The organism is Streptomyces sp. SYSU D01066-1 (genome assembly GCF_054956795.1).
The window spans coordinates 101,909-116,038 of record NZ_JBUDHV010000004.1 but is presented as its reverse complement, the minus strand read 5'-3'; the positions used below and the strand labels follow the sequence as shown (position 1 = coordinate 116,038).

Here is a 14,130-nt window from a genome sequence, read left to right as displayed (position 1 = left end):
GCCCCGGTCGTGGTGTCCGGCGCGGTTACCGGGCGGGCGGCGTCGGCAGTTCGTGGGCGGTGAAGACGGGCGCCGGCGGGGCCGTGGCCGCGGTGGTGCGGAAGGTGCTGAGGGTGGTGGCGCTGGAGGCGGCGTAGACGCGGGTCTGGTTGGTGCCGGTGCGGTAGGAGAAGGCCCAGGTGGGGCCGGAGGCGTTGGTGTAGGTGAAGGCGGTGGGGTCGGTGGCCGCGACTTCGTAGGTCTCCTGCTTCCAGGTGCGCCAGGTGCCGGAGCCCTGGGTCTGTTCGCCGGTGTTGTAGAGGTAGCCGTCGTCGGCGCGGGCCATGATCTCGGTGATGCCGGTCAGCGGGCTGAGGACGGCGGAGGGGGAACCGGCGAAGGTCTGGTCGCCGATCTGGGACCAGGCGGCGGGGAAGGCGGCGCCTTCGGTGGTCTGGGTGAGGTGGACGATGTGGCCGTCGGTGGCGCGGGCGAAGACGGCGAGGCGGTAGCCGGGGTAGACGAGGACGGAGGGGGTGCCGGTGATGGTCCGGTCGCCCAGGGCGGTCCAGGTGCCGACGTCGCCGTCGCTGAAGGTGGCGGTGCGCAGGGTGCCGTTCGCGTCGGTGCCGAAGAGCTGGATGCCGTCACGGACGGCGACGGCGGTGAGCGGGCCGGTGAAGCCCTCGCCGCTCAGCGGGACCCAGCCCATGAAACCGCTGCGGTACCAGGGCTTGCCGTCCGCGTCCACCGCGAACTGGTCGATCGTCCCGTCCGCTGTCTTCACGGTGACGGGGTGCTGGGCCATGGCCCCGGCGAAGTTGTACCAGTCCTCCCAGTCCGGGCTGCTCGCGGCGTGCCGCCGGAACCAGATCTCGCTGTTGACGTTCTGCGCCGTCACCGCGGTCTTGCCGTCCGCCTGCTCCGTCAGCTGCGGCTGACCGGAGAAGGCGTCGTTGCCCGAGATGGTCGTCCACTGCACGGAGTTGAAGTCCGTCGGGTCGGTCTGCCGGCCGTGGACCAGGCGCCCGATGTTGTCGGTGTAGGCGTACTCGACCTCGCCGCTGGACGCCTGCAGGACGCTGGTCGGGGTGAAGGCGTCGACGGTGATCGCCGGGCTCGACGGCGTGTGACCGGCGGTGAGCCGGCAGGAGCCCACGGACCCGGCGACGCTGGTGTACTCGGTGACGTACGTACCGCCGCCGAGCAGGTCGTTGTACGGGGCGAAGCCGCCGGTGTCCTCGTGGAACCGGTAGTGGCGGACCTCCCCGTTGGGCAGCACGCGCAGGATCACGTCGCCGCCGAACGAGGTGAGGTCCTCGGTGTCGCGCCAGTCGGCGGTGCTGACCACCCGGTCGCGCTCGATCCAGCGCTGGCTGGTGAAGTCGTAGCGGGAGCGCAGCAGGTGACCGGTCGTGGAGTCCACGCCGTACAGCACGCCCACGTCGGTGGCGACGATCATGGAGAAGCGGCCCCAGCCGGAGCCCGTCTTCTTGCTGCCGCCCGAGGGTTCCCAGGTCTGGGTGTCGCTGACGTAGCGGGTCCAGCGCAGGTCGCCGTCGCTGTCGACGAACCAGAGGTGGCCGTCGGTGTCGATGGTGATCTTGTTCCGGTTCTCGGCCAGGCGGTATCCGCCGTACCCGGTGCTGATCTTCTGGTGGTGGATGTCCCAGGTGCCCGCGGAGTCGCGGTGGCTGAGGTAGAGGCCGTCCGACTTGATCCCGTAGAACGTGGCGCTGGGGCCGGCCAGGACGCGGGGGTACTGGTCCCATCCGGTGTCGATGGTGGTCGGCTCGGGCCAGGTGCCCGTGCCGCCGGCCGGGTCGCTCAGGCTGCGGCGCAGCAGACCGCCGCCCGTGGTGACCGAGTAGAGGGCCCCGGTCGAGGCGCAGGTCACGTCGGTGTCGGCGGCCTGCGCCTCGGTCGACGCGGCCACGGCGACGGGGAGCAGGGCGGCGGCGGTCAGGAGCGCGGCCGCACGGCGGCCGAGCCGTGCCCGGGAAGCGTGTCTCATCGGCGTCCTTCCGAACTGGGTGAGGTCCGAGCGTCCCCGGCCCGAACGGGACGGGGGCGGGAGGGGCCGGCCCGTCGGCGGTGCCGGCCCTGGCCGTGGTGTCGGCCGTGGTTACGGGGCGGGAGGTGCGGGCAGCTCGTGCTTCTCGAAGACGGGGGCGGGCGTGGCCCCGGTCCCGTCGCCCCCGTCGCCGCTCTGGCTGCGGAAGGCGGTGGCGCTGGAGGCGGCGTAGACGCGGGTCTGGTTGGTGCCGGTGCGGTAGGAGAAGGCCCAGGTGGGGCCGGAGGCGTTGGTGTAGGTGAAGGCGGTGGGGTCGGTGGCCGCGACTTCGGAGGTCTCCTGCTTCCAGGTGCGCCAGGTGCCGGAGCCCTGGGTCTGTTCGCCGGTGTTGTAGAGGTAGCCGTCGTCGGTGCGGGCCATGATCTCGGGGATGCCGGTCAGCGGGCTGAGGACGGCGGAGGGGGAACCGGCGAAGGTCTTGTCGCCGATCTGGGACCAGGCGGCGGGGAAGGCGGCGCCCTCGGCGGTCTGGGTGAGGTGGACGATGTGCCCGTCGGTGGCGCGGGCGAAGACGCCGAGGCGGTAGCCGGGGTAGACGAGGACGGAGGGGGTGCCGGTGATGGTCCGGTCGCCCAGGGCGGTCCAGGTGCCGACGTCGCCGTCGCTGAAGGTGGCGGTGCGCAGGGTGCCGTTCGCGTCGGTGCCGAAGAGCTGGACGCCGTCGCGGACGGCGACGGCGGTGAGCGGACCGGCGAAGCCCTCGCCGCTCAGCGGCATCCAGCCCATGAAGTCGACGTTGGCCCGCTGCTGCGCGCGGTACCAGGGCCGGCCCTCGGCGTCCACGGCGAACTGCGTGAGCACCCCGTCGGCCGTCTTGGCGGTGACCGGATGCTGGGCCATCGCTCCGGCCAGGTCGGTCCACCCGCCCCAGTCGGGGCTGCTCGCGGCGTGGCGGCGCCACCAGATCTCGCTGTTGACGTTCTGCGCGGTCAGCGCCGTGCGGCCGTCCGGCTGCTCGGCGAGCTGCGGCTGCCCGGAGAAGGCTTCGTCGCCCGAGATGGTCGTCCACTGCACCGAGTTGAAGTCCGACGGGTCGGTCTGCCGGCCGTGGACCAGGCGCCCGTAGTTGTCGGTGTAGGCGTACTCGACCTCGCCGCTGGACGCCTGCAGCGCACTGGTCGGCGTGAAGGAATCCACCTTGATGACCGGAGTGGCCGGGGTGTGGTCCGCGGTGAGCCGGCAGGCGTCCGGGGCCCCGGTCACGCTGGTGTAGCCGGACCAGTGGGAGCCGCTGCCCAGCAGCTGGTTGTAGGTGGCGAAGTCGCCCGCCTCCTCGCGGTAGCGGTACTGGCGGACCTCACCGTTGGGCTTGACGCGCAGGATCACGTCGCCGCCGAACGAGGTGAGGTCCTCGGTGTCGCGCCAGTCGGCGGTGCTGACCACCTGGTGCTGCTGGATCCAGCGCTGGCTGGTGAAGTCGTAGCGCGAGCGCAGCAGGTTGCCGGTGGCCGAGTCCACGCCGTACACCACGCCGAGCTCCGTGGCGACGATGAAGCTGTAACGGCCCCAGCCGGAGGCGATCTTCTTGTTGCCGTCCGCGCTGAAGGCGTCGGTGGCGCTGTCGTAGTGGACGTAGCGCAGATCACCGTCGGGGTCGACGAACCAGAGGTTCCCGCCGCGGTCCGCGGTGATCTCGTTGCGGTTCTCGTCCAGCCGGTAGCTCGCGAAGGACGAGCTGATCTGCCGGTGGTGGACGTCCCAGGTGGCCGTGGCCGCGTCGCGGTGGCTGAAGTACAGCCCGTCGGCCTTGATGCCGTAGAAGGTGGCGCCGTTGGCGGTCAGTACCCGGGGGTACTGGTCCCAGCCGGTGTCGATGACGGTGCTCGCCGCGGGGAGGGTGCCCGTGCCGCCGGCCGGGTCGGAGATGTTGCGCCGCAGCAGGTTGCCGTCCGAGGCGACCGAGTAGAGGGCGCCGGTGGAGGAACAGGTCACCTCGTCCGCCGCGTACGCGCTGCCCGACGCCGTCAGCGTCAGGGGCAGCGCCGCCACCGCCGTCACGAGCGCGGCCGTCCGGCTGCCGAATGATCTTCCCGCTAGGGACCTCATCGATGTCCTTCCAGCTCGACACGGGTGCGAAACATGGGGAGGACGACGCTGACGCGATCATGACCCCCCGGCAGGGGGACGTTAAGCAGCGCCGGGTTAACGCGGCAGTGGCGCGCGGATGAACAACTGAAGTGTGTACATGACAAAAAGATGGACAGTCGGTGATCGCCTGGACACGATCTTCACGCAACTCCCAGGATCCCTAAGTCGATTCATGACCCACATGTGGTTCTGAGGGGGAACTGTGCCTGGCTACCGGAGAGCCGCCCGAAGACTGCTGTCCCGCCGGCTGCGCCGCAGCCGCTGGGGCATGGCCCTCGGCATCCTCCTGGCGTCGGTGATCACCGCCAGTTCCCTGGCGCTGTCCGGCGCCGGCATCCCGCTGTTCCCCGAGGACCCCCAGGGACGCTCGGCCCCCGACCAGCGGTGGGCCTCCGCCGACGGCAAGGACCACCTGGTCGGCGAGCGGGACGCCAACACCGAGGCGCCGCGGACCCTGCGGTCGAAGTACCCGACGACGGCGAAGAAGGGCAGCGTCGCCGCCGCCGAGAAGAAGGCCCGCAACAAGGCCGAGGCCCTCGCCCCGCCGGCCACCGAGGTCACCGGCTTCGACGCCGACCGCAGCAGGGAACTGCCCGCCGAGCGCGACGGGTTCAGCCGCACCTACGCCAACGCGGACGGCACCCGGACCACCGAGATGTCGCCGACACCGGTCAACTACCGGGACGCGGACGGCGACTGGCAGCCCATCGACACGGAGCTGCGGGCGGACGGCGACGGCTGGCGCAACACCGCCGACGCGGTCGGCGTACGCATCGACGAGCGGGCCGACTCCGCGCGCCTGGCCACCGTCGAACTCCCCACAGGCGGCAGCCTGTCGTACGGCCTGAGCGGCGCGGCCGGCGTCCAGGGCAGTGCGGAGGGCAGCGCCGTCACCTACCGGGGCGTCCTCGCGGACACCGACCTGACGCTGGAGTCCCAGGCCGGCGGCGTCAAGGAGACCCTCGTCCTGCACTCGGCCGACGCCCCGACGACCTTCGACTTCCCCCTCACCCTGGACGGGCTGACGGCACGGATCGCGGACGGTGCCGTCGAGCTGACCGACGCCCGGGGCCGCGTCGTCGGCGTCATCCCCGCCGGGTTCATGGAGGACTCGGGGCACGGCGGTGAGCAGGGCGCCCCCGCCCGCTCCGAGGACGTCACCTACGACCTCGTCGAGCGGGCCGGCGGCGGCCAGGCCCTGCGCATCACCGTCGACGCGGACTGGCTGCGGGCCCCGGAGCGGGTCTTCCCGGTCAGGGTCGACCCCTCCGTGGACACCTCGTCCGCCGAGACCAGCGTCTACGTCAAGAGCGGCGGCTCCGTCGTCGGCACCAGCGAACTCCAGGTCGGCAAGGGCGCCGACGGCGCGACCGCCACCTACCTGGGCTTCCCGTCACTGGACGAGGAGCTGGAGCACCACAAGATCTTCGGCGCCCAGCTCCAGCTCACCAACTACGACTCCGCCTCCTGCAAGGCCCGCCCGGTGTCGGTCCACCCGGTCACCGAGTCCTGGTCCGCCGGCACCGGCCTCAGCTACCCCGGCCCCTCGGTCGGCGACAGCCTCGCGTCGAAGTCCTTCGCCTACGGCTACATCGCGACCGGCAAGTCCAAGTCCGCCTGCCCCGCCGCCTCCGAGCTGTTCGACCTCGGCAAGTCCGGCCGCGACCTCGTCCAGCGCTGGGTCGACGGCACCCAGGCCAACTACGGCCTGTCGGTGCGGGCCTCGGCCACCGACTCCCTGGGCTGGAAGAAGTTCGCCGGGCACGGCACGGCCAACCCGCCCAAGCTGTACGTCACCCACTCGCCGTACAACGCGAGCTACTCCTTCACCCAGCCCGTCCCCGACCCGCCGGTCCTGCAGAACCAGGCCGGTCAGGTCAAGGTCGCCGTCACCAACAAGGGTGGGCAGACCTGGACGCCCGGCGCCTACTACCTGGCCTACCGGGCGTACGACAAGGACGGCGAGCTGGTCACCCAGCAGCGCGCCGCCAACCTGACCACCAACGTCGCGTACGGCGCCAAGACCACCTTCACCGCGACCATCAAGGCGCTGCCGCCGGGCTCCTACCTGCTGGACTTCACCATGGTCAAGTCCGGCGGTCCGGTCTTCACCGACGAGCAGGTCGCCCCCGGCCGGCTCTCCCTCCAGGTCTTCGACATCGCGCCCGTGGTGCAGGAGCAGTACCCGCCCAACGGCTACCAGGCGCAGACGCTCAGCCCGCAGCTGTGGGCCAGCGCCGTGGACATCGACGCGCCCGCCGGACAGACGCTCCAGTACAAGTTCGAGGTCTGCGAGCAGGGCGACGACGACAAGCCCGTCGACTGCGTCACCTCGGCCTACCAGTCCAGCCCCGCCTATTCCGTCCCGGCCGGTCGGCTGTCCTGGAACAAGACCTACCTGTGGCGCGGCTTCGCCAAGGACGCCAGCAACGAGGTGCCCACGGCGCAGATCGCCATGCTCACCTCGGTCCCGCAGCCGGAGATCACCTCCCGGCTGAGCGAGGGACAGGAGCTGGAGTTCGACCCGCAGGTCGGCAACTACGCGACCTCGGCGATCGACGCCTCCCTGGCCGGCGTCGGCCCCGACCTGACGCTGGTGCGGACCTACAACAGCCTCGACCCGCGCCGTGACCTGGCCTTCGGCACCGGCTGGACCACCCGCTACGACATCCGCCTCACCCCCGACAACGACGGCACCGGCAACGTCGTCATCCGCTACCCGGACGGCCGCGACGTCCGCTTCGGCAAGAACCCCGACGGCTCCTACGCGCCGCCGCCCGGCCGGTTCGCCAAGCTGACCCAGGACACCACCGCCGGCACCTGGACCCTCCAGGACAAGTCGGGCACGACGTACTCCTTCAGCACCACCGGCCTGCTCGTCAAGATCACCGACGCCACCTCCAACGTCGTCAACTACACCTACTCGGGCGGCAAGCTCGTCAAGGCCGAGAACCCGCGCAGCAAACGCTCCCTGACCTTCACCTGGACCGGCTCCCACGTCACCCGGGTCGCCACCAACGCGGTCGACGGGGCCGCGCTGGCCTGGACGTACACCTACACCGGTGACGTCCTGGACCAGGTCTGCGACCCCACGGGCGGCTGCACCGCCTACACCTACACCGCCGGCAGCCACTACGCGGCGGGGGTGCGCGACTCGCGCCCCGAGTCCTACTGGCGGCTCGGCGAGGAGGAGGGCACCTCCGCCGAGAGCGCCATCGAGGTCAACCTCGGCAAGGACCGCGGCACGTACGGCGACGTCACCCTCGGCGGCGCCGGCGCGGTCACCGGCGACCCCTCCACCGCCGCCGGCTTCAACGGCACCACCTCCCGGGTCACCCTGCCCGGCGGCACCCTGAAGGCGAGCCGGGACGCGGCCGTCGAGGTGTGGTTCAAGACCATCGCCACCGGCGTCGGCGGCCCGCTGATCGGCTACCAGGACAAGGCGTGGGGCACCGCCCCCGGCACCGGCGTGCCCACCCTGTACGTCGGCACCGACGGCAAGCTGCGCGGCCAGTTCTGGGACGGCACCGCCCACCCCATGACCGCCACCACCGCCAACGTCAACGACGGCAAGTGGCACCACGCCGTGCTCTCCGTCTCCGGCACCACCCAGACCCTCTACCTGGACGGCAAGCAGGCCGCCACCCTGGCCGGCGGCCAGATCCAGGCGCAGAACCTCACCCACAACCAGATCGGCGCGGCCCGGCCCAGCTCCCCGGCGAGCTGGCCCGGCTGGGGCGCGTACCAGGCCCGTTCCTTCGCGGGCTCGATCGACGAGGTCGCCGTCTACCACCACCCGCTGGGCTCCCAGGCCGTCTCCACCCACTACGCCCTGGGCACCCAGGCCGCCGACCTGCTGACGAAGACGACGCTGCCCAGCGGCCGGACCGCCGCCGAGGTGTCCTACGACACCGCCCGCGACCGGGTCGGCGAGTACACCGACGCCAACGGCGGCACCTGGGCGGTGGGCGCCCCCGCCGTCTTCGGCGACGAGGACGACCTGCGCCGCACCGTCGAGGTGCACGACCCGGTCGGCCAGCCGTACTTCTACGAGTACGACGGCCTCACCTCCCAGCTGCTGCGCTACGGCGAACCGCTGGGCCTGGGCACCCGCGAGTACGACACGACTCCCGAGCCGTCCCCGTCCACCTCCGCGCCGACCGAGGTCTGCTCGGAACCCGACCCCGGCGACCCGATGTTCTGCACCACCCCGCCGGGCGACGACGACGGCAGCCCCGACTTCGTCCGGCACCCCGTCGACGGCGTCGCCATCCGCAGCTACACCTACGACGACCGCGGCTACCAGACCGTCACCACCAGCGAGACCGGCGACACCGTCACCCTCGGCTACGACGACCGGGGCAACGTCAACAGCCAGACCACCTGCCGGGCCAAGGGCGACTGCCACACCTCGTACACCACCTACCCGGCGGGCCTGGACGAGCTGGACCTGCGGACCGACCTGCCCACCGAGACCCGCGACGCCCGCTCCACCAGCGCCACCGACAACCGCTACCTGACGACGTACAAGTACGACGACAACGGCAACCTGCTCTCCCAGAAGAACCCCGACGGCGGCTCGGTCGTCAACACCTACACCACCGGTGTGGAACCGGCCCGCGACGGCGGCAACACCCCCACCGGCCTGCTGAAGACCAGCACCGACCCGCGCGGCGCCGTCACCCGCTACGCCTACTTCAACAGCGGTGACATCGCCGAGGTCACCGAACCGTCCGGCCTCATCACCCGCTACACCTACGACGCCCTCGGCCGGCGGATCAGCGAGACCGAGATATCCGACAGCCAGCCGGACGGGGTCACCACCACCTACACGTACGACAAGCTCTCCCGTCTGGTCTCCTCCCTGGACCCGCAGGTCGGCGACGCCGTCACCGGCGCCCGGCACCAGCAGCGCACCACCACCACGTACGACCCCGACGGCGTGGTGACGGCCACCACGATCGACGACGTCGTCGGCGCCGACCTGCCGCGCTCGATGACCTACGAACTCGACGACCACGGCCGCCCGGTGCGCGTCACCGACGCCGAGGGCAACGAGACCTCCTACGGCTACGACCCGTTCGGCAACCAGACCTTCATGGTCGACGGCAACGGCAACCGCTTCGAGTACGCCTACACCGCCCGCAACATGATCGCCGAGGTGCGCCTGGTCGACTGGGACGGCGACCCCGAGGACGCGGACGGCTCCGGTTTTGGCGAGGACCTGGTCATGCAGTCCTACGCCTACGACATGGCCGGCCGCCTCGCCCAGCACACCGACGCCATGGGCCGCACCCTGGAGTACCAGTACTACGGCGACGACCTGGTCAAGTCCATCACCCTCAAGGGCTTCCACAACGCCGACGGCACCACCCGCGACATCGTCGTGGAGGCCAACGAGTACGACGGCGCCGGCAACGTCACCAAGGAGACCACCGACAACGGGCGGACGGTCACCCGGACCACCTACGACGCCGTCGGCCGCGTCGCCTCCACCGTGACCGACCCCGGCGGCCTGTCCCGCTCCACCAGCTACACCTACGACCTGGCCGGCAACGTCACCACGACGAAGAACAGCGGCAACCCGTCCAACGTGCCGTGGCCGGTGAGCGCCAGCCCCGAGCAGGTCGACTACGTCTACGACCTCGCGGGCAACGCCACCAAGGAGATCACCCACAACGGCTCCGAGACGCTGACCACGACGTACGCCTACGACCAGCGCGGCCTGACCAAGACCGTGACCGACCCCGCCGGGAACGTCACCGACTACGGCTACGACGCGCTGGGCCGCCAGATCTCCACGCTGGCGCCCGCCGTCGACACCGAACAGGCCGGCGCCGCCGCGCAGAACACCCGTCCGCTGACCATCGTCGGCCTGGACACCTACGGCGCCGCCACCTCCGTCCAGGACCCCCTGGGCAACGTCACCCACACCGAGTACGACCGGCTGGGCCGGCAGGTCAGCACCACGGGCGCCCCGTACACCGCGCCCGGCACCAGCACGCCGGTCACCCCGACCGCCCAGTACCGCTACGACGCGCTGGGCAACCTGGTCGAGGCGACCGACCCCCTCGACCAGGTCACCCGCTACAGCTACGACCGGCTGAACCGGGTCACCGTCCGCGACGAACCCACCGGCAGCGGCGACGACCGCGCCCAGTGGAGGTACACCTACACCCGCACCGGCGAGGTCCTCTCCGTCACCGGCCCGACCGGCGCTCGCGCCGAGACGACCTACGACGACCTGGACCGCCCGGTCACCCAGACGCAGATCGACCGCGAGCCGTACGAGGACGCGTTCACCACCCGCTACACCTACGACGACGCGGGCAACGTCACCGAGCAGACCGACCCCAGCGGCGCGAAGACCTCGTTCACCTACGACAGCCTCGGCCAGGTCGTCCGCCTGACCGAACCCAGCGGCACGGTCACCGAGTTCGGCTACGACCTGGCCGGCCGCGAGGTCCGCCGCTCCGACGGCCTCGGCCGCACCTCCTCCCTCCTCTACGACCAGGCCGGCCGCCTCGTCTCCGAGTCCGACCTGGCCCCGAACAGCAACGCCCTGCGCACCATCGGCTACGACTACGACGACGCGGGCAACCTGGTGGCGTCCACCGACCCGCTCGGCCACACCACCCGCTACGCCTACGACGCGCTGGGCAGGCTCACCAAGCAGACCGAGCCGGTCACCGACACCGAGTCCATCACCACGTCCTTCGGCTACGACGCGGCCGGCCACCGCACCCGCTACACCGACGGCCGCGGCAACTCCACGTACTACACGTTCAACACCCTCGGACTGGCCGAGTCGGTGATCGAACCGGCCACCGAGGCCGACCCGGCCGCCGCCGACCGCACCTGGACCACCGCCTACGACGCGGCGGGCCAGGCGGTACGGGCCACCGCCCCCGGCGGCGTCACCCAGACCCGTGTCTACGACAACGCCGGCCGGCTGGTCAAGGAGACCGGCACCGGCGCCGAGACCGCCACCGCCGACCGCAGCTACGGCTACGACGCGGCCGGCCGCCTCACCTCCGCCGCCACCCCCGACGGCGACAACGCCTACACCTACAACGACCGCGGCCTGCTGCTGTCGGCCGAGGGCCCCTCCGGCGAGGCGAGTTACGCCTACGACGACGACGGCCTGCTGACCAGCCGCACCGACGCCACCGGCACGTCCCTGTTCACCTACGCCAAGCAGCAGCTGTCCACCGCCACCGACTCCCTGACCGGCACCAGCCAGAGCTACGCCTACGACACCTCCGGCATGCTCCGCCAGGTCTCCTACGGCGCCGGACAGAGCCGCGCCTACGGCTACGACGACCTGGGCCGCGTCGACACCGACACCCTGACCAACAGCACCGGTCAGACGGTCACCTCCATCGACTACGGCTACGACGACAACGACCACCTGACCTCGAAGAAGGTCACCGGCAACAACGCGGCCGACAACACCTACGGCTACGACCAGGCCGGCCGCCTCACCTCCTGGACCGCCGACGGCGACACCACCGAGTACGGATGGGACGCCTCCGGCAACCGCGTCCAGGAGGGCGACAAGACCGCCGTCTACGACGAGCGCAACCGCGTCCAGTCCGACGGCGACTACACCTACACGTACACCGCGCGCGGCACCCTGGCCTCCCGCACCAGCTCCGGCCTGACCGAGGACTTCGCCTTCGACGCCTTCGACCGCCTGCTCCAGGCCGGCGACGTGTCGTACTCCTACGACTCCCTGGACCGCGTCGACTCCCGCAACGGCACCGACTTCACCTACGCGGGCCTCAGCCCCGACCCGGTCAGCGACGGCGCCTCCTCCTACGGCCGCGGCCCGATGGACGAGCTGATGTCGGTCTCCGAGAACGGCACCGCGCAGCTGGTCCTGACCGACTCCCACGGCGACGTGGTCGGCGACTTCGACGCGACCGACGCGGACCTGACGGAACTGGCGGACTCGACGACGTACAGCCCGTTCGGCGAGGAGGTCGAGTCCCAGGCCGAGGGCGAGGTCGCGGGCGAACTGGGCTACCAGGGCGACTACACGGACCCCGACACCGACCAGGTGAACATGGGCGCCCGCTGGTACAACTCCGACACCGGCACCTTCGACTCCCGCGACTCGGTCGACTACGCGGGCGGCGCCTCCATCCTCGCCAACCGTTACACCTACGGCGCCGGCGCCCCGCTGGACTACGTCGACGCCGACGGCCACTGGCCGAGCTGCGGCTGGTGCAAGAAGGTCGCCTCCGGGGTGAAGAAGGTCGGCAGCGCCATCAAGAGCGGCGTCAAGAAGGCCGCGAGAGCGGTCAAGACGGTCGTCAAGAAGGCGTGGCGGGCCGCGGTCTCGGCGGTGAAGGCGGTCGGCCGGGCGATCAGCAACGCGGCCAAGTGGGTCTACAACAAGGCCAGGTCGGCGGTCAGCTGGGTGGCGCAGAAGGTGTCCTCGGCGGTCAGCTGGGTGACGAGCAAGGCGACGTCGGCGGCGAAATCGGCGGCGGCCTGGGCCCGCGAGAAGGCGGCGGCGGCCAAGCGGGCCGCGGTGGCCCGCGCCAAGGCCATCACCAAGAAGGCCAAGGCAGCCGTCTCCTACGCGATCCAGCACAGCCCGCTCCCGGAGATAGCGGCGGCGGTGAAGCCGTTGATATCGGTGACCAAGGACATCGTCTCCGCGGCGGCGAACCTGCCCGCGGCGGTGGTGGACACCGCCCGCAACGTCATCGCGGACGCGGCGCAGGCCGCGACCGACCTGCGGGACGCGGTGGTCGCGGCGGCCGGCGAGGTCGTGGAGACGGTCTCCACCGCGGTCCAGGCCGCGACGGAGTTCGCCCGCGCGGCGGCCCCCTACCTCAGGGACGGGCTGAAGGCGGGCCTGGAGTTCGCGGCCGAGGCATCCGGCTTCAACGACTTCAAGAACTGCCTCACCAAGGGCGACATGGAGGCCTGCGCCTGGGCGGCGGCCACGGTGGCCGGTGCCCTGGCGGGCGGCGCGGGAGCGGGCCTGGTCCGCGCGGCCAAGGCGGGCCGGATGGCGGCCAAGGCGGCCAAGTACGGCGACGAGATCGCGGAGGCCGCGGACAAGCTGGACACGGCGGTGGAGTACACGTCGTGCGCCGTGGACGTCGCCGGGGTCGCGGCCGAGGCCAACAGCTTCGTCGAAGGCACGCTGGTCGTGATGGCCGACGGCAGCCGCAAACCCATCGAGGACGTGGACGTCGGCGACGAGGTGAAGGCCACCGACCCGACGACGGACGAGTCCCCGTCGTCGGAGAAGGTCACCGACACGATCACCGGCAAGGGCGAGAAGCACCTGGTCGACCTGACCATCGACACGGACGGCGCCGCCGGCGACGCGACCGCGGTCATCACGGCCACGGAGGGCCACCCCTTCTGGGTCCCCGACCTGAAGGAATGGCTGGACGCCGGCGACCTGAAGCCGGGCCAGTGGCTGAGCACGGGCTCGGGCACGAAGGTCGAGCTGACGGCGGTACGTGCGTGGACCCAGAGCACGACGGTCCACAACCTGACGGTGGACCGGGCGCACACGTTCTTCGTGGCGGCGGGGGCGGCGCCGGTCCTGGTGCACAACGCCGACGAGATGTGTGGTATCGGTGACGGCTATCTTTATCGAGGGGTTCCCAAGGGGCACTGGAAGTACGACGACGCGCTGGAGGGACGCGCGGTGCCTCTGGGAGGACACAGAGACCTCGGGCGACATGCCGGCGGTGACGACAACACGGACAGCGTGTACACCTCGTGGACGCACGATTACGAAGATGTCGCCTTGGACGCGGCCGAGCTCAGAGGTGGTGAAGGAGTCGTCCTGCGCATTCCGCACTCCAAGGTCCCGCGCGCGGTCGATCACCAGATCCACGACACCGAGTATGAAAGCTACGAGGAGTCGGAGCATGCCCTGGAGGGCGTGATCGAGGGGGCAGAGATCAGCATCAACAGAGGTAAGTGGCACTTCCCCGGGAAAAGATGAGAGAGGA

3 protein-coding genes are annotated in these 14,130 nt (G+C 71.1%); 1 reads left to right on the top strand and 2 read right to left on the bottom strand.

Features of this window, described 5'->3' with window-relative positions; translation table 11 throughout:
- Window positions 1-25: 25 nt before the first annotated feature.
- Together ACY1JF_RS05910 and ACY1JF_RS05905 are read right to left on the bottom strand one after the other, a co-directional pair.
- Complete coding sequence (locus tag ACY1JF_RS05910) at window positions 26-1,993, bottom strand: tachylectin-related carbohydrate-binding protein (protein ID WP_462703902.1); 1,968 nt, start codon at window positions 1,991-1,993, stop codon at window positions 26-28.
- Between the two features lie 111 nt (window positions 1,994-2,104).
- Window positions 2,105-4,051, bottom strand: coding sequence for a tachylectin-related carbohydrate-binding protein (locus ACY1JF_RS05905; RefSeq protein WP_462703901.1), 1,947 nt, complete (start codon window positions 4,049-4,051; stop codon window positions 2,105-2,107).
- A 292-nt stretch (window positions 4,052-4,343) separates the two neighbouring features.
- Between ACY1JF_RS05905 and ACY1JF_RS05900 the strand changes: the two genes are divergently transcribed.
- The gene (locus tag ACY1JF_RS05900; protein WP_462703900.1) at window positions 4,344-14,123 is read left to right on the top strand and encodes a LamG-like jellyroll fold domain-containing protein; all 9,780 of its coding nucleotides are present in this window, start codon (window positions 4,344-4,346) and stop codon (window positions 14,121-14,123) included.
- Window positions 14,124-14,130 lie beyond the last annotated feature (7 nt).